At 65.8% G+C, this 24569-nt stretch carries 12 protein-coding genes and 2 pseudogenes; 12 read left to right on the plus strand and 2 right to left on the minus strand.

Annotation, left to right across the window (positions count from 1 at the left end; all coding sequences use genetic code 11):
- The 4 genes from ACAH41_RS15870 to ACAH41_RS15885 all read left to right on the plus strand — a co-directional run bounded on the left by ACAH41_RS15870 (window position 1) and on the right by ACAH41_RS15885 (window position 2000).
- Window positions 1-711 carry a DUF599 domain-containing protein gene (locus ACAH41_RS15870; RefSeq protein WP_325650015.1) on the plus strand — a complete coding sequence of 237 codons (711 nt, stop codon included), beginning with the start codon at window positions 1-3 and terminating at the stop codon, window positions 709-711.
- 113 nt (window positions 712-824) lie between these two features.
- Entirely contained in the window at window positions 825-1277 is a 453-nt protein-coding gene (locus tag ACAH41_RS15875; protein WP_325650014.1) for a DUF305 domain-containing protein, read from the plus strand.
- 124 nt (window positions 1278-1401) lie between these two features.
- Window positions 1402-1614 carry an AbrB/MazE/SpoVT family DNA-binding domain-containing protein gene (locus ACAH41_RS15880; RefSeq protein WP_325650013.1) on the plus strand — a complete coding sequence of 71 codons (213 nt, stop codon included), beginning with the start codon at window positions 1402-1404 and terminating at the stop codon, window positions 1612-1614.
- Window positions 1614-2000, plus strand: coding sequence for a type II toxin-antitoxin system VapC family toxin (locus ACAH41_RS15885; protein WP_325650012.1), 387 nt, complete (start codon window positions 1614-1616; stop codon window positions 1998-2000). The genes ACAH41_RS15880 and ACAH41_RS15885 overlap by 1 nt, the downstream gene beginning before the upstream one ends.
- Window positions 2001-2012: 12 nt before the next feature.
- On the opposite strand, the pseudogene ACAH41_RS15890 reads toward ACAH41_RS15885, so the two are convergent.
- Window positions 2013-2492, minus strand: a pseudogene (locus ACAH41_RS15890) (AAA family ATPase).
- Between the two features lie 153 nt (window positions 2493-2645).
- Window positions 2646-3179 (minus strand): hypothetical protein, encoded by a 534-nt coding sequence (locus tag ACAH41_RS15895; RefSeq protein WP_325650011.1) that lies wholly within the window; start codon window positions 3177-3179, stop codon window positions 2646-2648.
- A 253-nt stretch (window positions 3180-3432) separates the two neighbouring features.
- Here ACAH41_RS15895 and ACAH41_RS15900 point away from each other — a divergent pair, with 253 nt between their 5' ends.
- From ACAH41_RS15900 to ACAH41_RS15935, 8 genes and pseudogenes are all read left to right on the plus strand, one after another.
- Entirely contained in the window at window positions 3433-4185 is a 753-nt protein-coding gene (locus ACAH41_RS15900; protein ID WP_325650009.1) for a DUF4422 domain-containing protein, read from the plus strand.
- A gap of 46 nt (window positions 4186-4231) precedes the next feature.
- The gene (locus ACAH41_RS15905) at window positions 4232-5098 is read left to right on the plus strand and encodes a hypothetical protein (protein WP_325650007.1); all 867 of its coding nucleotides are present in this window, start codon (window positions 4232-4234) and stop codon (window positions 5096-5098) included.
- Window positions 5099-5112: 14 nt separating this feature from the next.
- Entirely contained in the window at window positions 5113-6201 is a 1089-nt protein-coding gene (locus tag ACAH41_RS15910; RefSeq protein ID WP_325650005.1) for a GSCFA domain-containing protein, read from the plus strand.
- 347 nt (window positions 6202-6548) lie between these two features.
- Window positions 6549-20420 carry a hypothetical protein gene (locus ACAH41_RS15915; RefSeq protein ID WP_325650004.1) on the plus strand — a complete coding sequence of 4624 codons (13872 nt, stop codon included), beginning with the start codon at window positions 6549-6551 and terminating at the stop codon, window positions 20418-20420.
- Window positions 20421-20718: 298 nt separating this feature from the next.
- Window positions 20719-22197 (plus strand): serine hydrolase domain-containing protein, encoded by a 1479-nt coding sequence (locus tag ACAH41_RS15920; protein ID WP_325650002.1) that lies wholly within the window; start codon window positions 20719-20721, stop codon window positions 22195-22197.
- 85 nt (window positions 22198-22282) lie between these two features.
- Window positions 22283-23512, plus strand: coding sequence for a serine hydrolase domain-containing protein (locus ACAH41_RS15925; RefSeq protein ID WP_325650001.1), 1230 nt, complete (start codon window positions 22283-22285; stop codon window positions 23510-23512).
- Window positions 23513-23578: 66 nt separating this feature from the next.
- Window positions 23579-24018, plus strand: a pseudogene (locus ACAH41_RS15930) (VOC family protein).
- Window positions 24019-24144: 126 nt separating this feature from the next.
- Complete coding sequence (locus ACAH41_RS15935) at window positions 24145-24543, plus strand: MAPEG family protein (RefSeq protein WP_325649999.1); 399 nt, start codon at window positions 24145-24147, stop codon at window positions 24541-24543.
- Window positions 24544-24569: the final 26 nt, after the last annotated feature.

The following is a 24569-nucleotide window of genomic DNA, read 5'->3' on the forward strand; positions in this document are numbered from 1 at the left end:
ATGAAGAATTCGCTGTTGGATGCGCTGAGCCTGCTGTCCGGGCTCGATTGGCTGGCCCTGCTGGTGTTCTTCGGCGGCTGGGCCGGCTACGCCAGCTTCGCCCGCCGCCGCGCCACCACCCGCGCCTCGGTGCTGGGCAGCACCAACCACGAGCGCCGGCTCTGGATGCGCCGCACCACCGAGCGTGAAAACCGCATCCTGGACGGCATGGTCACCCAGAGCATGTCCAGCAGCCCGTCCTTTTTCGCGTCCACCACCATCCTGATCATTGGCGGCCTGCTGGCCGTGATCAGCGCCGGCGTGGAACGCACCGAAGAACTGGTGCGCGACCTGCCGTTTGCCGCCCACACCAGCGCGCTGGTGCTGGAGATGAAGCTGGTGCTGCTGCTGGGCATCTTCATCTACGCCTTCTTCCGCTTCACCTGGAGCATCCGCCAGTACAGCTTCGGCGCCTTGCTCGTCGCCTCCGCCCCGCTGTTCGACGAACCCTGGAGCGAAGCCGAACGCGACGCCTTCGCCGACCGCGCCGGCGGCGTCATGGCCCTGGCCGCCGAAGCCTTCAACGACGGCCTGCGCGGCTACTACATGGCCTTCGCCGTCGTCGGCTGGTTCTTCTCACCCTGGGTCTTCGTCGCCGCGACCGTGGGCGTCATCTGGGTGCTGTTCCGCCGGGAATTCCATTCGGAGGTGCTGGCGCTGCTGGCGAGGTGAGGCCCCCCGCACGCCAGCGCAACCCTCCCAGGAGCGCAGATTGCCGGAGGACCGTCCGTGCCCATGGCGCTTGCGTCATGGGCTCCTCCCAGCAGCCACGGAGCGCGCCTGTCATGAGCCCCTATCGACGCTTCGGCGCCATGATCGCCTTGTCCACCCTGGTGATGTTCGGCCTGATGTACTTGAACACCTACGAACTCGATCACGTCTGGTTCAGCCAGACCCGCGCCTACATGGCGCTGGTGATGGGCGCCACGATGGCCGTCCTCATGCTGGCCTTCATGCTGCACATGCTGCCGAACAAGCGGGTCAACCTGGGCATCGCCATCGGCAGTGCGCTGGTCTTCGCCGTCTCGTTGTGGTTGGTGCGAAGCCAGGCCACCGTGGATCAGGTTGCGTACATGAAGGCCATGATCCCGCACCACTCCATCGCCATCATGACCTCCCGGCGAGCCGACATCCGCGACCCCCGCGTGCGCAAGCTCGCCGACGGCATCATCGATGCGCAGGTGCGCGAGATTGCCGAAATGAAGCAACTCATCGCGGAACTGGAAGCACAGCGCTGAGTGTGGTGCACCCGCGCCGCAGGCGCGCCGGCGGTCCGGCGCAGCACGTTGTTGTTGGCCTTGTGTCACGCGGCAAAGCGTCATATTCTTACCAACCAGTCATCGATCCGATGGGAGTACGAACATGACCGCTACCGCCACCTTGTCGAGCAAGTTCCAGATTTCCATTCCCAAGGTCGTGCGCGAGGAACTGCGCTGGCAGGCCGGGCAAGAGTTCGTGTTCATCCAGAAGGGCAAGGGCGTGTTGGTGATGCCTGTGCCGGAACTAGAACAGCTGGCTGGCATCGCCAAGGGCGCGCAGACAGACGGCTACCGCGACCGTGGGGATCGCTACTGATGGCAACCCCGCGCGTGGTTGACACGTCGGCATGGATCGAGTGGTTGACCGGCAGCGCGCTGGGCAAGCGGCTTGGCCTGCAGTTCCCCGACAAGTCGCAATGCATCGTTCCCACCATCGTGCAGCTCGAACTGTCGAAGTGGCTGGTGCGCGAGCTAGGCGAAGAACAGTCGGACCAAGTGATCGCCTACACGCAGAAGTGTGTGGTCGTGCCGATGGACACCACCATCGCCCTGCTCGCGGCAGACCTGCACCGCGAGCACAAGCTGGCCACCGCCGATGCCATCGTCTACGCAACGGCTCGGCACGCCGGCGCGGACTTGCTGACCTGCGACGCGCATTTCGATGGCCTGCCCGAGGTGGTCTTGTTCCCGAAGGCGGCATGAGGGCTGGCAGCCTCAGGTCGATGAGTCGATTCCCTGCGGATACTCACGCACATTGAACCCCTCGTCGGGCGACGGTGGCTGGAAATACGAGGTGACGAGATTGAACGTCGCTTCGTCGAGTTCGTGTGAACCTTCCGGGCGTTCGGTGTTGCGCTTGGCAATGCGTTGCAGGCAAAGCTGGTTGCTGGCGTCCAGATGGTGCAAGGTGTGGGCGCAATTCGCCTGCTCGAAGATCGAGCGGAACCAGTTGCGGCTCTCCCGCGTATTCGCCGGAAAGTCCAGCATCACGGATTACCTGGCCAACAGGTCCACGACCAAGGGCGCGACAACGAGTTTGATGCGTCGCGAATACTTGATGTAGTCGGCGAACGTGACGAGTTCGTCCGGAAACAGACGGGCCAGCCAGATGTCCTCGCGCAACAGAACGGCGTTGTGTTGCTGCGCGAGTGCCGCTGCCAGCGTGCTCTTTCCTGCACCTGCTTTGCCGCACATGAAGTGCAATTCGGTCTCGTGTTTCACGAACGGCTCTATGAGATTTTATGAGTGCTCGACTCCAGCACCAGGCGCTGGCGCTAGTTTGCGTCGATGTATTTACAATCGAGGTGAGGCAAATGAAATTGAAGCCACATTCTGCTGATACGTAGTTTACTTCTTTTGTATCAAGGGTATAAAGACGGCAGAGTTGGCACTGGACTTCACAAAAACTTTAACTTTCTCGCTCACGATTTCACCGGTGTCGTAATTTTCAATCCAGAAAAACGTGTCACCTCCGGCTGCATAGATTTGCTGTTGATACCAAGGCTTGTCGGTGTCCTGTGCGGCTCTGATTCGGTAGGTTGTATTGGGTGCTGCATCAAAGGAAAGAACGGTAGACCCTACGAATACTCCTGCTCGGAGCACGGTAATTAGTTTGGTTTTTCCGACTTCCAGGGAGATGGGTTCCGTGGCTGTGGCTGGAGAGTTTTTGACTGGTTTGTCATTGATCGACACAGCGAATATGCCGCCGTTCAACATGCCTCCTGCGCTTTCCCCGACAAGGACGGCTTTTGTCTGATCTGGCCGCATTGAGGGAACGGGTCGTGATGCGGCAACCGTTGACTGCGGGGGCGTGGCGCATCCCGCAAGCGTCATCACAGCAAATACCCAGGCGAGAAATCTGGACGGCAGTTGTGTTGGCATGTCAGTTGTTGGAGTGTGACGCAGCAGAGTATGCATGGAAGCCCCAACGCTCGATGCGTCGGCGGCCTGGATAAGTTGGGCTGTTGGCGAGCGGCGCTGCTGGCCTTCGCTCGTCATTAGCCCCCAAAACCCCCCTCTACTCCCCGCAATGGCGACACCTCTCGCTCGGTAAGGTCGCTGTGTCCAGATTGGTGCTCGTGTTGAGGGCTTGACCCGACCGGTTCCGAGGCTGGCGCAGCGTCAAGGAACCGAGATGAGTGACCCGCAGCAACTGACGATCTACCAGACCTTTCACAAGGACTACGTGCGCAATGCCGATTGCCCGTGGATCCAGCCTGTTGGCGTGAACGGCTACCTGGCCGATGGCTTCAAGAGTGACGGGGAAGGGGACGACAACATCTCGTCGCTGAACTCGTTCTATTGCGAGCTGACGGCCCAGTACTGGGCCTGGAAGAACGCCACGGCCGACGTGGTGGGCTTCTATCACTATCGGCGCTACCTGAACTATGTGTTCGACGCGACCTGGCAGTACCAGACGACCGTGGGCGTGCCTGGCGACCAGTTCTTCCTGAACTACCTGACGGCCGATGGCCAGCGCAGCAAGCTCGACGAGATCCTGGACGTGGCAGACGCCATCGTGCCCAAGCGAGCGGGCTCGGGCCGCTCGATCGAGGCGCATTACCTGGCGCATCACCCGGCAGAAACCTGGGAAGCCTTCCTGGAAGAGCTGCACGACCAGCACCCGGAATACCGCAAGTTCATCCCGCTGTTCAGGCTGAACAGCACGATGTCGAACTGCAACATGGTCGTCATCCGCCGCGAGCAGTTCAACGCGTACTGCGAAGAACTCTTCCCGCTGATCGACGCGGTGTATGCGCGCATCGGCGCGCCCTACGACACCTACAACAACCGCTACCCGGGCTTCCTCGCCGAACGCTTCCTGGGTTTCTGGCTGCACGCCCGCGGGCTGCGCACTTTCGAAGTGCCGCTGATCCAGCTGACCTGACCGAACACCCGCCGCCACAGGCATTCCAGAAGAGGGAGACAACCCGATGATCTACGTCATGGGCATGAGCCACATCCTGCCGGTGCTTGACGCCTGCAGCGCTGACGGGCTCAAGGCGCAGCTGGGCCGCATTTCCAACGACCAGGCGCCGCAGTTTGTCGACTGGCACACCGACCCGGCGCAGGTCGCCGTGCCGGTGCAGGTGGCCAACCTCTACATCCGCCAGATCGCCCCGCACTGGGGCCCGACGCTGGCGCTGCAAAGCTCGCCCAGCGTGATCAGCATGGCGCCGGGCTTCCAGAAGATGCTGGCGACCATGAACGGCGAAGGCGGGCAGGGTGGCAACGTGCTGTTCACCTTCATCCACGGCGAAGAACACATTCACCTGGCGCTGCGCGAACAGCCGCAGCCGCTGGACTTCTGGCTGCCCGAACGGCCGGACCTGGCGCCGCTGCCGGGCCGGCAGATCGTGCCGCTGTTCGTCATCGAACGGCAAGTGGCCGCGCAGATCGCCAAGGCCCAGGCCATCCTGCTGGCCATCCGCGCGATGCAGCCGGCCATGCCGGTCTTCAACGTGGTGTGCCCGCCCACGATTCCTGGTGACCGCTGGGACCCGGGCCCCGGCGTGGTGGACCCCGAAGCGGTGGACATGAGCCCGCTGTCGGTGCGGCTCAAGTACTACCTGGTCTACGCCCGGCAGATCCGCGAGTCGGCCCGCGCCTGCGGCATCAACAGCCTGCTGCCACCGGCCGAAGCCATTGACCCGCAGGGCTACCTGGCAGCTGAGTTCGCCGGCGATTCGGTGCATGGCAACAAGCGCTACGGCGCCTTGGTGCTGCGCCAGATGTCAGAGATCGCCGAGAAGACTGGCCAGCGCCGCGCGCCGGCCGAGTTGCTGGCGCAAGCCGCCTGAACGGAGAGATCGACATGCATCCCTATTCGAATCTCCCGCCGCGGGCCTTCTGGAAGAAGTTCGTGTCCGACGTGGCCTGGCGCGACCTGCCGCTGAACGACACGCCGAAGTTCCAGCTGCTGCGCAGCGACAAGGTCGCCACCGCCGGCAGCTGCTTCGCACAGCACATCGCCCGCTACATGAAGAACGTGGGCATGGCGCCGTACATCGCCGAGCCGGCCCATCCGCTGATGCACCAGTTCGGCGGCGAGGTGGACAGCTACCAGCAGTTCTCGGCCCGCTACGGGAACATCTACACCACGCGCCAGTGCCTGGAGCTGTTCCAGCAGGCCTTCGGCCAGCGCGCCATGATCGAAGACTTCTTCGAGCAGGAAGGCCGCTGGTACGACCTGGTGCGCCCCAGCGTGGCCAAGGCCGGTTTTGCCAGCCTGGAAGAGGCGAGAGCCGACCGCGCCTACCACCTGGGCCGCGTCAAGCACATGTTCGAGACGGCCGACGTGTTCATCTTCACGCTGGGCCTGACCGAATGCTGGGTCAACGCCGAGAGCGGCCACACCTACCCGGCCTGCCCGGGCACGGTCAAGGGCGAGTTCGATCCTGAAAAGCACGTCTTCCGCAACCTGACTTGCGCTGAGGTCGTGGCCGACCTGGAAGCCCTGGTCGCCGCGCTCACCGAGGTCAACCCGGCGCTGAAGATCATCTTCACCGTCTCGCCGGTGCCGCTGGTGGCCACGCGCAGCGAGCGCAACGTGCTGGTGGCCTCGTCCTATTCGAAGTCGGTGCTGCGCGCCGCGGTGGGCGAGGTCGAGGCGCGCCATGCGCAGGTCGCCTACTTCCCGTCCTTCGAAATCATCAGCCACGCGGCCTCGTTCGGCCAGTACCTGGCTTCGGACCTGCGCGAGGTCACCGAACGCGGTGTCTCGCACGTGATGGGCTGCTTCCTGTCGAGTTTCTATCCGGAGCTGGCAGCCGCCGCTTCGCCGTCGTCCACCGCCGCAACGCCTGCGGCTTCGGTGGCCTCTTCTTCACCGGCCGCTGCGGCCACTCCGGAGCTGGCGCCCCCGGTGGAATGCGATGAGCTGTTCAACGATGTACGCGCTTGACCACCCCTTTGCTCCGGGCTGCGGGTTAACCCTCGGCAATTTGCTGGCTCGTGAACGGCCAGTGCCCAGGAAGTCTCGATTTGCCAACTCTTCTACAAGAAGAAGGGTGTTTCGGGTCCTGTTTGCCGCCTCCAGCGGCTTAAGTCGTTTCGCCACAGGACGAAAACCGACTGAGAGATCGGAATTCCACCGACGTCGCTGCCCTGCGACCGGCTGCTGCCCTGATCTCGGCGCAAGGCGAGGAGCCTCGGTTCAGCTCCTTGCGCACCGTTTGAAGTTTTTGGGTAGCAGTCGCGCCGCGACGCCGGCTCGTTCCATTTGAGATCAAAAGTTAAAGGACATCAGTCATGGCCACCACCGTTCCGACCCTGACCACTGATCAGATCGCAGCTCTCTCGACGGCCGCTGTTGCAGCGCTGACCACCGAGGACTGGGCCGCGTTCAGCAACGCGCAGATCCAGGCCCTGAGCACCGCGCAGGCCGCCGCCATCTCCACCAGCGGCATCGCCGCCATGAGCGGCAGCCAGCTCGCAGCCTTCGGCACGGCCGACTTCTCGATGCTGAAGACGGCCGCCATCAAGGCCTTGACGGACGCGCAGCTGGCCGCCTTGACCACCGACCAGTTCATGGCCATGTCCACCGGCCAGGTGGCCGTGCTGACCAGCTCGCAGATCGCCGGCCTGGCCACCGACCAGCTCGACTCGCTGAGCACCAGCCAGTTCGCTGCGATGAGCAGCCTGCAGGTCGCCTCGATGACCGCCACCCAGGTCGCAGCGCTTGAAACCGCCGACGTGGCGGCGCTGAGCACTGCCGCCATCAAGGGCATGACGGCCGACGGCGTCACCGCGCTGACCAGCACCCAGGCCGCCGCGCTGACCACCGCGCAAGTCGCCGCGCTGAGCAGCACCCAGATCGCCGCGATGGACGTGGTCGACCTGCAGCAGCTGAGCGGCGACAAGATCCGCGCCATCGGCACCGCCGCCATCAAGGGCCTGAGCGCTGACCAGGTTGGTGGCCTGACCAGCGTCCAGGCCGCCGCGCTGGGCACCGCCCAGCTGGCCGCCATCGGCTCTGACCAGCTGAGCTCGCTGAGCACCGCCAACGTTGCCGCCCTGAGCTCGAGCCAGATCGGCGCGCTGAGCAGCGCGCAAGTCGCCGCGATGGGCAATGCGCAAGTCGCCGCCATCGAAACCGCCGACCTCGGCGCGCTGGGCACCGCTGCCGTCAAGGCCTTGAACGCCGACCAGCTCGGCGCCATGAGCACCGCGCAGTACGCCGCACTGAGCACTGCCCAGACGGCAGCGCTGAGCACCACCCAGCTGCAAAGCCTCTCCACCGACCACCTGAACGCGCTGGGCACCGCCCAGTTCGCGGCCATGAGCAGCGCCCAGGTGGCTTCGCTCTCGGCCGACCAGGTCGCCAAGCTCGAAACCGCCGACGTCGCTGCGCTGAGCACCGCCGCCGTCAAGACCCTGGGCGCTGACGCGCTGGGCGCACTGACCACCGCGCAAGTGGTGGCCATGAGCTCCGCCCAACTGGCCCAGCTGTCCAGCACCCAGCTGGCCGCGATGAGCAGCGCCGCCATTGGCGCGATCGACACCGCCGACATGGGCGCTTTGAGCGTCACCGCGCTGAAGGGCCTGTCGGCCGACCAGGTCGGTGCGTTGAAGACCGGCCAGATCGCCGCCTTGAGCACCGCCCAGGTCGCCGCGCTGACGGCCGACCAGGTCTCCGGCCTGAACACCGCCAACATCGCCGCCCTGAGCTCCACCCAGGTCGGCACGCTGACCTCGGCCCAGCTCGGCGCGCTGAGCAGCGCCCAGCTCGGTGCGATCGACACCGCCGACATCGGCGCCATCGGCACCGCGGTGCTGAAGACCTTGTCGGCCGACCAGTTCGCCACGCTGGGCACCGCCCAGCTGGCCGCGCTGAGCACCGCGCAAGTCGCCTCGCTGAGCGCCAACCAGCTGGCTGCGCTGGACACCGCGCACCTGGACGCGCTGACCACCACCCAATACGCTGCGATGGGCAGCGCCCAGGTCGCCGCCATCACGGCCACCCAGGCCGCCAAGCTCGAAACCGCCGACCTGGCCGCCATCGGCACCGCTGCCATCAAGGGCCTGAGCGTTGACGCCATCGGCGCGCTGACCACCGACCAGGTCAAGTACCTGACCTCCGCCCAGGTGGCCCAGCTGTCCAGCACCCAGCTGGGCGCGCTGACCGCTGACGACGTGGGCGCGCTGACCACCGCTGACATCAGCGCCATCGGCACCGCCGCGATGAAGGGGCTGTCGGCCGACCAGATTGGCGGGCTGAATTCCCAGCAAGCCGCTGCGCTGAGCACCGCACAAGTCGCCGCCCTGAGCAATGACCAGATCGCCGGCCTGTCGACCGCCAACGTCGCTGCGCTGGGTTCCAACCAGATCGGCACGCTGAGCAGTGGCCAGCTGGCCGCGCTGAGCAGCGCGCAGCTGGTCGCCATCGACACGGCCGACATCAAGGCCCTGTCCACCGCCGCCCTGAAGGCCCTGAGCCCGGACGTGCTGGGCAACATGACCTCGGGCCAGCTGGCCGCGCTGACCACCGCGCAAGTCGCGGTGCTGAGCAACCAGCAGCTCTCCGGCCTGGCGACTGACGACCTGAACGCGCTGACCACGCTGCAGTTCTCCTCGCTGAGCAGCGGCCAGGTTGCCGCCTTGTCGGCTGACCAGGTGGGCAAGCTGGAGACGGCCGACGTGGCCGCCATCGGCACCGCCGCGCTGAAGGGCCTGGGCAACGATGCGATGGCCGCGTTGACGGCCGTGCAAGTCACCGCAATGGGATCGGCCCAGCTCGCAGCGCTGAGCAGCGGCCAGCTGGCCCAGATGAGCACCGCGGCTGTCGCGGCCATCGAAACCGCCGACCTGAAGAACATGGGCACGGCCACGCTGGCCGGCCTGACGGCTGACCAGCTGTCGCACCTGACGACCGCCCAGGTCGCCGCGCTGACCGCCGGCCAGATCGGCGCCCTGAAGGCGGACCAGGTGGCCAACCTGACCGCAGGCGACGTGACCGCGCTGAGTTCCACGCAAGTGGGCGCGCTGACCAGCGCCCAACTGGGCGCGATGAGCACCGCGCAGCTGGTGGCCATCGACTCGGCCGACATGAAGGCCCTCACGACCGCCGCGCTGAAGGGCCTGAGCGCTGACCAGGTCAGCGCCCTGACTACCGCGCAGCTGGCCGCGATGACGACCGCCCAGAGCGCCGCCCTCGGCAGCGCCCAGCTCGGCAGCCTGAGCAGTGACAACCTGAACTCGCTGAGCACCTCGACCTTCGCCAACCTGACCAGCGCGCAAGTCGCCGGCCTGACCGTCAGCCAGGTCGCCAACCTCGCGACCAAGGACCTGGCCGCCATCGGCACCGCCGCGCTGAAGGGCCTGAACAACGACGACATGGCGGCGCTGACCACCGGCCAGGTCGCCGCCATGACCAGCAACCAGATCGCCGCGCTGAGCACCGGCCAGCTGGCCGCGCTGAACACGGCCGACATTGCGGCCATCGAGACCATCGACATCAAGGCGCTGGCCACCGGCGCCCTGGCCGGCCTCACGGCAGACCAGGTCGGCGCGCTGACCGGCGCGCAAGTGGGCGTGCTGAGCACCAACCAGATCGCCGCGCTGACGCCGAACCAGATGTCCGGCATGAGCACCGCCGGCATGGTCGGCCTCACCTCGGCGCAGGTCGCCGTGCTGACGACCGCGCAAGTCGCCGCGATGGGCACGGCCCAGGTGGCGGCCATCGAGAGCGGTGACCTGAAGGCCTTGTCTACCGCCGCCATCAAGGTGATGAGCGTCGACCAGGTCAGCCACCTCACCAGCGGCCAGCTCGGCGCGCTGACGACCGACCAGGTCGCCGTGCTGAGCGCCGACCAGCTCGGCTCGCTGGCCTCCACCGCGCTGAACGCGATGGGCACCAGCCAGTTCGCCACCCTCACCAGCGCCCAGGTTGCAGGCCTCACCGCCGCGCAAGTGGCCAAGCTGGAAACGGCCGACCTGGCCGCACTGAACACCACCGCGCTGAAGGGCCTGAGCGCTGACGGCATGGCCGGCCTGTCGGCCGCCCAGGTCGCCGGCCTGACCAGCACCCAGGTGGGCGCGCTGAGCAGCACCCAGCTGGCCGCGCTGACGCCCGCCAACATCGCGATCATCGAAACCATCGACATCAAGGCCCTGAGCACCGCCGCCCTGGCCGGCCTCAGCTCGGCCCAGGTCGACGCGCTGACTTCCACCCAGCTGGCCGTGCTGAGCTCGGCCCAGATCGCCGCGCTGACGGTGGACCCGTCCTCGCTGGGCGGCCTGTCGACCGCCGACATCGTCGCCATGACCTCGACCCAGGTCGGTGGCCTGACCTCGGCCCAGGTGGCCGCGATGAGCACCGCCCAGTTGGCGGCCATCGAGACCGCCGACATCAAGGCCCTCTCGACCGCCGCGCTGCACGCGCTCAGCGCCGACCAGCTGAACAACCTGACGACCGCGCAGATGGCTGCGCTGAGCACCGGCCAGATCGCCGGCTTCAGCAACGACCAGCTGGCCGCCTTGTCCACTGCCAACCTGAACGCGCTGGGTACCGCCCAGTTCGCCGCGCTGACCAGCGCCCAGGTGGGCGCGCTGACGGCCGCGCAAGTGGCCAAGCTGGAGACCGCCGACCTGGCGGCCATCGGCACGGCTGCGCTGAAGGGCCTGAACATCGACGACATGGCTGCGCTGACGACGGCGCAAGTCGCCGGCTTGAGCAGCGCCCAGGTGGCTGCACTGAGCAGCGCCCAGGTCAATGCACTGACGACCGCTGACGTGGCGGCCATCGAAACCGTGGACCTGAAGGCCATGGGCTCGGCCCAGCTGAAGGGCTTCTCGGCCGACCAGGTCGCTGCGCTGACCAGCACCCAGGTGGGCGCCCTGGCCACCAGCCAGCTGACCGCGCTGAGCTCCGACCAAGTCGCCGGCCTGTCGGCCGCCAGCCTGGCCGGGCTGACCTCCACGCAGGCTGCTGCGCTCTCCGGCGCGCAACTGGCCGCGATGAGCTCGACCCAGCTCGACGCGATCCCGACCGGCGACATGAAGTCGCTGAGCACCGCTGCGCTGAAGGCACTGAGTGCCGACCAGGTCGGCTCGCTGACGACGGCCCAGCTGGCCGCGCTGAGCACCGACCAGATCGCCGTGCTGGGCACCGCCGCACTGGCAGGCTTGTCGACGAGCAACCTCGACGCGATGAGCACCGCGCAGTTCGCCACGCTGAACAGCGCCCAGATCGCTGCGCTGACGCCTGACCAGGTGGGCAAGCTGAGCACGGCCGACCTGGCCGCGATCAACTCCGCCGCCATCAAGGGCCTGAGCGCCGACGGCGTCGCTGCACTGAGCAGCCAGCAAGTCGTGGCCATGACCTCCAACCAGATGGGCTCGCTGAGCAGCGCCCAGCTGGCCGCGATGTCGACCGACGGCGTGCACGCCATCGAGACCGTCGACCTGAAGAACCTGACCACCGCCGCGCTGAAGGGCCTCACGGCCGCCCAGGCCGGCGCCTTCACCAGCGCCCAGACGCTGGCGATGACGACCGCCCAGGTCGCCGCGCTGAGCAGCGACCAGGTGGCTGGCCTGTCCACCGCCGGTGTCGTGGGCCTGACCTCGACCCAGTTCGCCACGCTGGGCAGCGCCCAGCTGGCTGCGATGAGCACCGCGCAATTGGCCGCCATCGAAACCAGCGACATCAAGGGCATCTCGATCGCCGCGATCAAGGGCCTGAGCGCTGACCAGCTCAACGGCTTCGGCACCGGCCAACTGGCCGTGCTGACGACCGACCAGGTCGGCGCACTGACCACCGCCCAGCTCAATGGCCTGAACTCCGCCCACCTGAACGCGCTGACCACGGCCCAGTTCGCTGCGATGAGCAGCGGCCAGGTCGCCGCGCTGACGGCCGACCAGGTGAGCAAGATGGAGAGCGCCGACCTGGCCGCTCTGAACACCGCCGCGCTGAAGGGCCTGAGCGCCGACGCGATGGCCTCGCTGACCACCGCTGAAGTGGCCGGCCTGACCTCCAACCAGGTCAACGCACTGGGCAGCGGCCAGGTGGCTGCACTGACCACCGCCGGCATCGCCGCCATCGAAACCGTCGACCTGAAGGCGCTGGGCACCGCGGCGCTGAAGGGCCTGTCGGCCGACCAGATGGGCGCGCTGACCAGCGTGCAGGTCGCCGCCTTGACCACCGGCCAGCTGGCCGCGCTGGGCAGCGACCAGGTCGCAGGCCTGTCGGCCGCCGGCATCGCCGGCCTCACCTCGACCCAGGCCGCGGCGCTGACCGGCGCGCAACTGGCCGCGATGAACAGCGCCCAGCTGGACGCCATCGCCACCGGCGACATCAAGTCCATCACCACCGCCGCGCTGCGTGCGCTCAGCGCCGACCAGGTCGCCACGCTGACGACCGCACAACTCGCCGCGCTGAGCACCGACCAGATCGCCTCGATGGGCTCGGCCGCCTTGGCCAACCTGTCGACCGCCAGCCTCAACGCACTGGGCAGCAACCAGTTCGCCGTGCTGACCAGCGCCCAGGTCGCCACCATGTCGGCCGACCAGGTCGCCAAGCTCACCACCGGTGACCTGGCCTCGATCAACTCGGCGGCCATCAAGGGCCTGAGCGCAGACGGCATGGCCGCGCTGAGCACCGACCAGGTCGTGGCCATGACCTCGGGCCAGATGAGCGCGCTGGGCAGTGCCCAGCTGGCCGCAATGACCACCGCCGGCATCCACGCGATCGAGACCGTGGACCTGAAGAACCTGTCGACCGCCGCGCTGAAGGGCCTGTCTGCCGACCAGATGGGCGCGCTGACGGGGGCACAAGCCACCGCGATGACGACCGCCCAAGTGGCCGCGCTGAGCGCTGACCAGGTCTCCGGCCTGGGCACCGCCGCAGTCGTGGGCCTGACCTCGGCCCAGATCAACACGCTGGGCAGTGCCCAGCTGGCTGCGATGAGCACCGCCCAACTGGCGGCCATCGAAACCGGCGACATGAAGGGCATTTCCACCGCTGCGCTGAAGGCCTTGAACGCCGACCAGCTCGGCGGCCTGGGCACCGCCCAGATGGCTGCGCTGTCGACCGACCAGGTCGCCGCGCTGACGACCGCCCAGCTGAACGGCCTGAGCTCGACCAACCTGAACGCCCTGACCAGCGCGCAATTCGCCACGCTGAGCAGCGCCCAGGTCGCCGCGCTGACGCCGGACCAGGTCGCCAAGATGGAGAGCGCCGACCTTGCCGCCCTCAGCACCGCCGCACTGAAGGGCCTGAGCGCTGACGCGATGGCCATGCTGACCACCGCCGAAGTGGCCGGCCTGACCTCCAACCAGGTCGCCGCGCTGAGCACCGCCCAAGTGGCGGCGCTGACGACGGCTGACGTGGCTGTCATCGAGACGGTGGACATCAAGGCCCTGAGCACCGGCGCCTTTGCCGCGCTGAGCGCCGAACAGGTCGGTGCGCTGACGGCTGGCCAGATCGGTGCGCTGAGCACCGGCCAGATCGCTGCCATCGGTGCCAACCAGTTCGCGGGCATGAGCACCGCCGGCATCGTCGGCCTGAGTTCCAACCAGGTTGCCGCGCTGTCCACCGCGCAAGTCGCGGCACTGAGCACCGCGCAGCTGGCCGCGATTGAGTCGGGCGACATCAAGGCCCTGTCCACCGGCGCTTTGAAGGCGCTGAGCGTGGACCAGTTCGGCGCCTTGACCAGCACCCAGCTGGGCGCGCTGACCTCCGCGCAAACCGCAGTCCTGAGCTCTGACCAGCTCGGCGTGCTGGGCACGGCCGCGCTGAACGCGATTGGCAGCGCACAGTTCGCCGGCATGACCAGCGCCCAGGTGGCCGGGCTGACCGCCAGCCAGGTCGCCAAGATGGAGACCGCCGACCTTGCCGCCATCGGCACCGCCGCCCTGAAGGGCCTGGGTGTGGACCAGATGGCCGTGCTGACGACCGCCCAGGTCGCAGGCCTGAGCTCTGGCCAGGTCTCTGCCTTGAGCAGCGCCCAGATCGGCGCCTTGAGCACCGCCAACATTGCCGCCATCGAGACGGTCGACCTGAAGGCGATGAGCACCGCCGCACTGGCCGGCCTGAGCTCGGCGCAAGTGGATGCGCTGACCTCTTCGCAACTGGCGGTGCTGAGCTCCGCCCAGATTGCCGCGCTGCCGTTCGACCCGGTGGCCTCGCTGGCCGGCCTGAGCACGACCGACATCGTCAACCTGACCTCGACCCAAGTGGGCGCGCTGACCTCCGGCCAGATCGCCTCGCTGACCAGCACCCAGCTGGACGCCATCGAGACGGCCGACATCAAGGCCTTGTCCACCGCCGTGCTGCGCGCCATGAGCGCTGACCAGCTGAACACGCTGACGACGGCCCAGATGGCCGCGTTGACGACCACCCAGGTCGGCGCGCTGAGCACCGACCAGCTGGCCAACCTGAGCTCGACCAACCTCAATGCGCTGACCACCGCCGACTTCGCGAACATGGGCAGCGCCCAGGTCGCTGCACTCTCTGGCGACCAGATCGCCAAGCTGGAGACGGCAGACCTGGCGGCCCTCACGACGGCTGCGCTCAAGGGCCTGGCTGCCGACGACATCAACCAGCTGTCCACCGCACAAGTGGCCGGCCTGACCAGCACGCAAGTGGGCGCGCTGAGCTCGGCCCAGCTGAGCGGCCTGACGACGGCTTCCGTGGCCGCCATCGAGACCGTGGACATCAAGGCGCTGACCACCGGCGCACTGGCCGGCCTGTCGGCTGACCAGGTCGGTGCCCTGACGTCGACGCAAGTCGGCGTGATGGCCACCGAGCAAGTGGCGGCGCTGTCGCCCGGCGTGTTCGCCGGCTTGAGCACGGCCGCCATCGTCGGCCTGACCTCGAACCAGGTCGGCGCGCTGAGCACTGCGCAAGTCGCAGCGCTGAGCAACGCCCAACTGGCCGCGATTGAAACCGCGGACCTGAAGGCCATGTCCACCGCCGCGGTCAAGGCCTTGACGGCTGACCAGTTCGGCAACCTGACCAGCAACCAGCTGGCCGCGCTGACGACCGCCCAGGTCGCCGTGCTGGGCACCGCCCAGCTGTCCAACCTGAGCAGCACCAGCCTCAACGCGATGGGCACCGCCCAGTTCGCCGCCATGGGCAGCGCCCAGGTGGCCGGGCTGACGGGCGACCAGGTCGCCAAGATGGAGTCCCAGGACCTGGCTGCCCTGAGCACCGCCGCGATGAAGGGCCTGTCGGCCGACGCGATGGCCATGCTGGGCACGGCACAGGTCGCAGGCCTCAGCTCGCTGCAGGTCTCGGCGCTGACCAGCACCCAGCTGGGCGCGCTGACCACCGCCGGCATCGCTGCGATGGAAACGGTTGACCTGAAGCAGCTCGGCACCGCCGCGCTGGATGGCCTGTCGGCCGACCAGGTCGGTGCGCTGACCTCGGGCCAGATGGCCGCGCTGGGCACCGCCCAGATCGCCTCGCTGGACAGCAGCCAGCTGGCTGGCCTGAGCACCGCGGCCGTGGCCGGCATGAACTCGGCCCAGATCGGCACGCTGAGCAGCACCCAGATCGCCGGCCTGGGCACCGCCCAGATCGCCGCGATTGAAACCGCCGACATCAAGGCCCTGGGCACCGCCGCACTGCATTCGCTGAACGTTGACCAGATCGGCGCGATGACCAGCGGCCAGTTCGCTGCGCTGACGACCGACCAGGCCACCGCGCTGACCTCCGAGCAGCTGAACGTGCTCGGCACCGCCGTGCTGAACGCCCTGGGCAGCGCGCAGTTCGCTGCGATGAACAGCGCGCAGATCAGCGGCCTGAGCGCTGCGCAGGTGGCCAAGATGGAGACCGCCGACCTGGCCGCCATCGGCACCGCCGCGCTGAAGGGCCTGGGCGTTGACGCGATGGCTGCGCTGACCTCGGCGCAGGTCGTGGCGATGAACACCGCCCAGTTCGGCGCGCTGAGCAGCGTGCAGCTGGCAGCCCTGACCACCGGTGACGTGGCCGCCATCGAGACCGTGGACCTGAAGAGCATCGGCACCGCCGCGCTGCGCGGGCTGACGGCCGACCAGATCGGCGGCCTGACCGCAGGCCAGGCGGCCGCGCTGACGACCGCGCAGGTCAACTCGCTGACGGCTGACCAGATTGCCGGCATGAGCACTGCTGCAGTGAATGGCCTGACCTCGACGCAGCTGGGCGTGCTGACCAGCGACCAGATCGCCGCGATGAGCTCGGCACAGCTGGCCGCGATGGACACCAGCGACATGAAGTCGCTGAGCACCGCCGCGCTGCATGCGATGTCGCCGGACCAGATCGCCCAGTTCTCCAGCTCGCAGATGGCCAGCCTGAGCACGGCGCAAGCCGCGGCGCTGACCTCCGACCAGCTGGCCGCCCTCGGCACCGCCAACCTGAACGCGCTCGGCACGGGGCAGTTCGCTGCGCTGAACAGCGCCCAGGTCTCGGCACTGACCGGCGCCCAGGTGGCCAAGATGGAGACCGCCGACCTGGCGGCCCTGTCGACCGCCGCGGTCAAGGGCCTGAGCGCCGACGCGATGGCCGCACTGACCACCGACCAGACCGTGGCGCTCACCAGCGCCCAGGTCTCGGCACTGGGCAGCGCGCAGATCGCCGCCATCACCACGGCCGACATCGCCAAGATGGAAGCGGTGGACTTCAAGGCCATCGGCACCGCCGCGATTGCCGGGCTGACGCCTGAACAGGTCGGCGCGCTGACGACCGCCCAGGTCGCCGGCATGACGACCGACCAGGTCAAGGTGCTGAGCGCTGACCAGCTGGCCGGCCTGACGACGGCCAACCTGGCTGTCCTCGGCTCGGCCCAGTTCAACGCCATCCCGACCGCCCAGCTCGTCACGCTGACGACTGCGCAGATCGCCGCCATCACCACCGCCGACGTGAAAGCCATGACCACCGCCGCGGTGCATGCGCTGGACCCGTCGCAAGTGGCCGCGATGACCACCGCGCAGATCGACGCGATCACCACGGCGCAAGCCGCGGCGCTGACCGCCGACCAGCTGAGCGGCCTGGCCACGGCCAAGCTGAACGCCTTGGGCTCGGCCCAGTTCGGCGCGCTCAACAGCGACCAGGTCGCTGCCCTGTCGGCCGCCCAGGTTGGCAAGCTCGAAACGGCTGACCTGGCTGCGCTGAGCACCACCGCGCTGAAGGGCCTGTCCGACGTGAGCTTCGCAGCGATGAGCAGCGACCAGATCGTCGGCCTGAGCTCCATCCAGGTGGCTTCGCTGAGCAGCACCCAGCTGGGCGGCATCACCAGCGCCGCCATCGCGAAGATGGAAATCGTCGACGTCAAGGCCCTGAGCACCGCTGCCATGGCCGGCCTGCTGGCCGCCCAGGTCGGCGCGCTGAGCTCCGACCAGGTTGCCGCGCTGAGCACGGCCCAGGTGCATGCCCTGAGCGTGGACCAGTTCGCCGGCCTGAGCACCGCCGGTGTGGCCTCGCTGACCTCGGCCCAGTCTGCCGTGCTGACCAGCGACCAGATCGACGCGCTGGGCACCGCACAGCTGCACGCCCTGAGCACCAACGCCATCAAGACCCTGACCACGGCCGCGCTGACCGCGCTGGTGGCAGGCGACGTGGGCGCCCTGTCCACCGACCAGGTGCAGGCGCTGACGACCGCGCAGCTGCACAGCATGGGCAGCGACCAGGTCGCCGGCCTGACGACCGCCGGTGTTGTGGCCCTGACGTCTGCGCAAGTGGGCGCCATGACCTCGGATCAGCTCAACGGGCTGTCCACCACCCAGCTGACCAAGCTGGAAGTGGGTGACATCAAGGCGATTGCCACCGAAGCCATCGCCGGCCTCGCCGTGGCCTCGGTTGCCGCGCTGACGACCGACCAGGTCGTCGGCCTGAGCACCCAGCAAGCCTACGCGCTGACCAGCGACCAACTCGGCGGCATGACCTCGACCCAGCTGGGCGCGATCGAAACCGCCGATGTCAAGGCACTCAGCGTGGGCGCACTGGCAGGGCTCAGCTCGGCCGACGTGGCCGCCCTGGGGGCCAGCCAGGTCGCCGCGATGACCACCGCGCAGATCCATGCGCTGACCGATGCCCAGGTCCCTGGCCTGAGCACCGCCGCCCTGGTGGCCATGACCTCCAGCCAGTTCGCCGCGATGACCAGCGAGCAGCTGAACGCGTTGACCAGCACCCAGATCAGCAAGATCGAGGCAGCGGACATCAAGTCCATCGCCACCGATGCGCTGCACGGCCTGGGCAGCACCGCGATCAGCGGCCTGACGACCGACCAGATCGTCGCCATCAGCACGGTGCAAGCGGCAGCGCTGACCAGCGACCAGCTGGGCGTGATGAGCTCGGCGCAACTGGCTGCCATCGAATCGGCGGACTTCAAGGCCATCGACGCCGGTGCACTGGCAGGCCTCAGCTCCGCCGACCTGTCGGCCCTGACGGCCGGCCAGGTTGGCGCGATGACCACCACGCAGATCGACGCCATCGGCACCGCGCAGATTGCCGGCCTGAGCAGCGACGCGATCATTGCGCTCACGTCGACCCAGATCGCCGTGCTGAGCAGCGACCAGGTCAACGCGATGAGCACCGCGCAGATCGCCAAGATCGAGCTGGGCGACATCAAGGCCCTGAGCGCCGACACGCTCAACGGCCTGGACGCCACCCACCTGCACGCATTGACGACCGACCAGATCGTCGCCCTGAGCAGCACGCAAGCCGCGGCCCTGACCGGTGCCCAGCTGCATGCCATGAGCTCGAACCAACTCGCCGCCATTGAAACGGTGGACCTGAAGGCCATGGTCGGTGGCTCGCTGGACGGCCTCAGCTCGGCCGACGTGGCAGCCCTTGGCACCCACGCCGCCTCGCTGAGCACCGCCCAGTTCGCTGGCCTGGACTCGGTGCAGATCGCCGGTCTCACGACCGACGCCATCGTCGCCTTGAACACCGCGCAGCTCAATACGCTGGACGCCGCCCACATCAACGCCCTGAGCACCGCTCAGCTGGCCGCGATCGAAGCCGGCGACATGCGCGGCCTGTCGGTGGACGCGATTGGTGCGCTGACATCGGGTGACCTCACGGCGCTGAGCAATGCCCAGATCACCGGCATGACCTCGGTGCAGATCCATGAACTGAACTCGCAGCAGATTGCCGGCTTCACCAGCAGCCAGATCTCGGCCATCGACGTGGCCGACCTGAAGACGGTGGACGCAGGCACCCTGGACGGCCTCAGCTCGACCCAGGTCTCCGGCTTCAACGCGGCGCAGATTGCCGGTCTCACCACCGACCAGTTCGCATCGCTGTCCGCGGGCCAGATCGCCGGCCTGACCACAGACCAGGCGCAGGCCCTGACCAATGCGCAGATCCATGCGATGACCTCCGACCAGATCGCCGGTCTGTCCTCGGCAGACATCGCGGCGATGAGCGCCAGCCAGGCCTCGGCCTTCACCCAGGCGGCCAAGGACGCCATGGACGCCGGCCAGACCACGGCACTGGCCTCGACCCCGATCGTCTTTGACCTGAACGGCGACGGCGTGCACACCACTGCCGCTGCCAACGGTGTCAACTTCGACCTGGACGCAACCGGCACCGCGCACAAGGTGGGCTGGGTGGATTCCACCGACGGTCTGCTGGCCATGGACCGCAACGGGGACGGCACCATCAACAATGGCTCCGAACTGTTCGGCTCGGCCACGCAGACGGCGACCGGCAAGGCCACCGATGGCTTCGCCGCCATGTCCTCGATGGACAGCAACAGCGACGGCGTGCTGAACGCGTCCGACATCAACTTCGACAAGCTGAAGCTGTGGGTCGACGCCAACCACGACGGCGTGAGCGAAGCGGGTGAACTGAAGAGCCTGTCCGACTACGGCATCGTCTCGATCAACCTGCATGCGCAAACCGGCACGGTGACCGACAACGGCAACTTCCTCGGCCTGACCTCCAGCTACACCACCACCGACGGCAGCAAGCACGACGTGGCCGACGTCTGGTTCAACAAGGACAACGGCAAGAGCACCACGGGCACGGCGTCCACCACGCCCACCCTGAACGACCTGCTCGCGTCCCCGGCCGATGCACTGCCCGGCGGTGTGGGCGACGCTGGCACCAGCCACGCCGCCACCACCAACGTGGCCGCCAGCGTCCTGCACCACAAGTCGCTGGAAGACGAACTGCGCGCCAACAGCACCCCGCTGATCTAAGGCACAAGCCCGGCGGGCAAAGGCAGGGCAGGGCACAAGCCCCGTCCTCCACTTGCCCACCAGACCTCACCCGCAGACCCCAAAACCCGCCGCTGGCGGGTTTTGTTTTTTTGGGCTCGCGCGGCGCGTTGGCCGGCGAGCGTTTTAAAAAAAAGCCAGCGGCCAGGCGTCCGGAATCCTCAGCGAGAATCCAATGGCTTTTCAGATGTTGGGGCAGGCGCCGCCTCGTCAGGCACTTTGGCGATGTCTGAAGCGTGATTTATAGTTAAGCTTCAAGCTCGAACGGCAATGGATATAAATGCACGTAGCAGCTCAGAAACGCGTTGTTGGCGCAATCATCGGTTCGGCTTTGTCGGGCTGTGCATTTGTTCAGGTTCCTTCCGTCAGCCCACACACGCGCTACGACAACGCCTTGCGGCAGGCGGTTGCGTTCGAAGGTGCGGCGGAAGCAAAGATGTCGCTGGCCGACCGGATGGCACGCTGGAAGGTGCCGGGGGTGAGTGTCGCCATCATCGACGACTGCCGCATCGTTGAAATCAAAGGCTTCGGGGTCGCTGGTGCCAATGGGCGTGCAGTCAGGACACAAACCATATTTCAGGCAGCTTCCGTCACCAAACCCGTGGCGGCCTTCGCCGCATTACGTTTGGTCGATAAAGGCGTCCTCTCGCTCGACGAAGATGTGAATCTCCATCTGCAAGCGTGGAAGGTTCCGCACACCCCGCTGCTGACTGGCCATCCAGTCACCCTGCGGAGCATCCTCAGTCACAGTGCCGGCCTCGTTCCCGGTGGCTATGGTGGCTATAGAAAGGGGTCACCGATACCGACACTGCTCCAGACCCTGGACGGAATCGAACCGGCACGCCCCAAACCGGTCGAGGTTGCCTATACGCCAGGTTCCGAGTGGCGCTACGCTGGCGGCGGCTACCTTGTCGCACAGCTTCTCATGACTGAGAAGACGGGTAAGAGCTTCGATAGCCTCATGCGAGACGAGGTGTTCTTGCCCACCGGCATGCAACACAGCGGCTTCGAGGCCCCAGACGGGCAGGATGTGGCGGTCGGCCATGTCGCGGATGGATCGGAAGTCCCGGGGGGCTGGCATATCTATCCCGAGCTAGCGGCGGCAAGCCTGTGGACCACCGCGCCCGATCTCGCCCTGTTCGGCGTGGTGGCAATGAAGGCCTCGCGCCACGACCGCCACGCTCTTCTATCACCGGGGATTGCCGACCTGATGACGACGGCGCAGATCGGCTCACGCAGTCTCGGCTTTGTTGTCGGCGGCGAAGGCCAAAATCGCCATTTCGGACATGACGGCACGAACGTAGGGTACAACTCCTCACTGATCCTCTACCCCGCGACCTGCCAAGGGGCCGCGATACTGACCAATTCCGACAATGCCAAACCCCTGATCGCCGAACTGCTGCGCGGGATCGCCGACGCGTATAGCTGGCCAGACGCCATGGCCACGCCGGTCGTGGTGCGCACAGAAATCACTGCCTCAGTTTCCGAGAGGTTTGTTGGGACCTATGCGTTCGCCGACATTCAGGGCGTCGATCCATTCAGGATCATTCACGGCAAGGCAGGCGAAGACCTGATCTTCGACCGCGGCGACGGCCACCGTGAACCTCTTTACGCCACAGCGGAAGGTCTGGTGGGCCCGGACAGCGGCATCACCATCAAGGCGGTCACCACCGGAGAAGGCCCGGCTCGGACGATCACCTACGCCCGCATCGGCAGGAGCGGTAGCGCGAAAGCGAACCGGCTTCCGACGCCGAACTGATGCAGGCGAGATGATTTCTATAGGCCAGGGTACCAATCGGGACGGCGAAGTCCCTTTCATTCGTTAGCCAGCCCTGGAAGTTCACATGCGCTTCAACAAAATACTTGCAAGTATCCCAATCGTTGCAATTATTCTGCTTTCTGGAATAGTTGCGGCTGGAAGTCAGGCGCAATCGTTGGCCGTCGATGCAAATCATGCGCTTGACAACATTGTCGAGCAGCAAATGAAAGAAGCTGGAATGGTGGGGCTTGGGGCAGCCATTATCGCGGACAACAAAATCGCCTGGATGAAGGGGTACGGCTTTTCCAACAAGGAACGTGCCGTTCCCTTCACTCCCAATACGATCATGAACATTGGATCGATCAGCAAGACGTTCACTGGCGTTGCGTTGATGCAGGCTGTTCAAGAGAGAAAACTCTCTCTTGATGAAGATATCAATGCCTACCTGCCGTTCAAAGTCATCAATCCATATTTTCCAAAAAAAGCAATTACATTGAGGCAGCTGGCGACGCACACCTCTGGCATCACAGACCGGTGGGCGATCTACGAAGGTACATACCACTACGATGGCGATTCCAGGGAATCCTTGGAGGAATTCTTGAAGAGCTACTTCACGCCCAGCGGTAAGTACTACTCAAAAGAGAATTTCCTGGATGCTCAACCGGGTACACACCGCGAGTACTCGAATATTGGGGCAGGGTTGGCAGGTTACATCGTCGAGATCGCCGTTGGCGAAAAGCTGAACACCTACACCAAGCGCCATATCTTCGCTCCCCTACAGATGAACAACACGGGCTGGTTCCTGGCTGAGATTGACCCGGCAAACCACTCGAAGCTGTACGTTGCACAAGGAGGGCTCACCATCCCGATTCCGCTCTACGGGATTACCACCTACCCGGATGGAGGGATCCGCACGTCGGTCGCTGACCTGTCCAAGTTCTTCATCGCCTTGCTGAATGATGGCGAATATGAGGGCGCACGCATCTTGAAGAAGGAGCCTGCCGAAGAGATGCTGAGGTTCCAGTACACGGAATCCAACAAGCCGGACAATGTGAATCTGAATGGTGAAGATTCGGTGAACTCTGGAATCTTCTGGGCGACGAAATTCGATGCCACCAAAATCGGGCATAACGGATCGGATCCCGGCATAAGGACGATGATGCTCTCCAGTCTTGCCAGGGATGTCGGCGTGATTCTCTTCACGAACACCTCGCTGTGTGACGAAGAGACGGGAAAGTACGACGCCATCTTCAGTGCGCTCTGGAAGCATGCTGTTGAATTGAAGCAAGGTACGCAACAATTCACTGGTAAGTGAATCGGCATCGACTTTCCCTTCCGATGCCAAAAGCAAGTCTGCCAACATGAAAATCAGGATGGAGACATGACGCTCAAACGGATGGACAACGTTCTAATTGTTGTCGACAACCTCGAAGCTGTGAAATCTTTCTTCATCGAGCTTGGCCTCACGCTTGAGGGGAAACCACGGTAGAGGGACCGGCGGTCGGCAAGCTGATCGGGCTCAATGACGTTCGCGCCACCCTTGCAATGCTCCGTACGCCTGACGGCCAAGGGGTTGAATTGGATAAATTCCACACTCCCGAAGCAACAAGGCATGGGCCTGTGGAAGCGCCCGTCAATACGCTGGGTCTTCGCCGAATTATGTTCAACGTCAGCAACATCGGCGAAATGGTCGGCCGAATGCGAGCGTTCGGGGCAGAGATCATCGGGGAAATGCAGTACGAGAGTTCGTACCAGTTGGCATACATCCGCGGGCCTGAGGGCATCATCGTTGCACTCGCCGAACAACGAGGTCAGCCTTGATGCACCACCGCATCTTCGCGCCGCAGTCCAACGGGTCGTCCAACAGGGACGGATCGTGCTTCGCATGCGCCGTCCTTTAACTTTTGCCGGGCGGCACATAAGCCCACAACCCTCCTGCACAAATCTATGAACAACACCGTCGTTCTCTGCGTCGCCGTCCTCGTTCTGTTCTACGGTGCGCTCAGCTTGAATGTTTCAAGAGTGCGACGCAAGCGCCGCAGCGATCCCGCCGTCACGGAGGCAGCGCTGACGAAGGCAATTCGAGCGCATGGAAACGCCTCGGAGTACATCCCTTTGTTTGCTGCAGGGCTCTTGTACCTCAACACCGTTTCTCCAGGCCTTTTTGTCACTGGCCTTGCGGTCGCAGTTCTGGTCTGCAGGTTATTTCATGCTGCAGGCACGCTTCTCGTTCCCTCCGTCAATGAGCGCCACCCACTCAAGTTCGTGGGTGCTTTAGGCACATACTTTTGCTTGTTCGCGCTGGCCGGCGCATTGCTCTGGCACTGGGCTCGCAGCGGTGCATGAAGTACCGCATGGCTGCGGCCCGTCAC

The sequence above is a fragment of the Ideonella sp. genome, from assembly GCF_041287625.1.
Taxonomy (GTDB): domain Bacteria; phylum Pseudomonadota; class Gammaproteobacteria; order Burkholderiales; family Burkholderiaceae_C; genus Ideonella.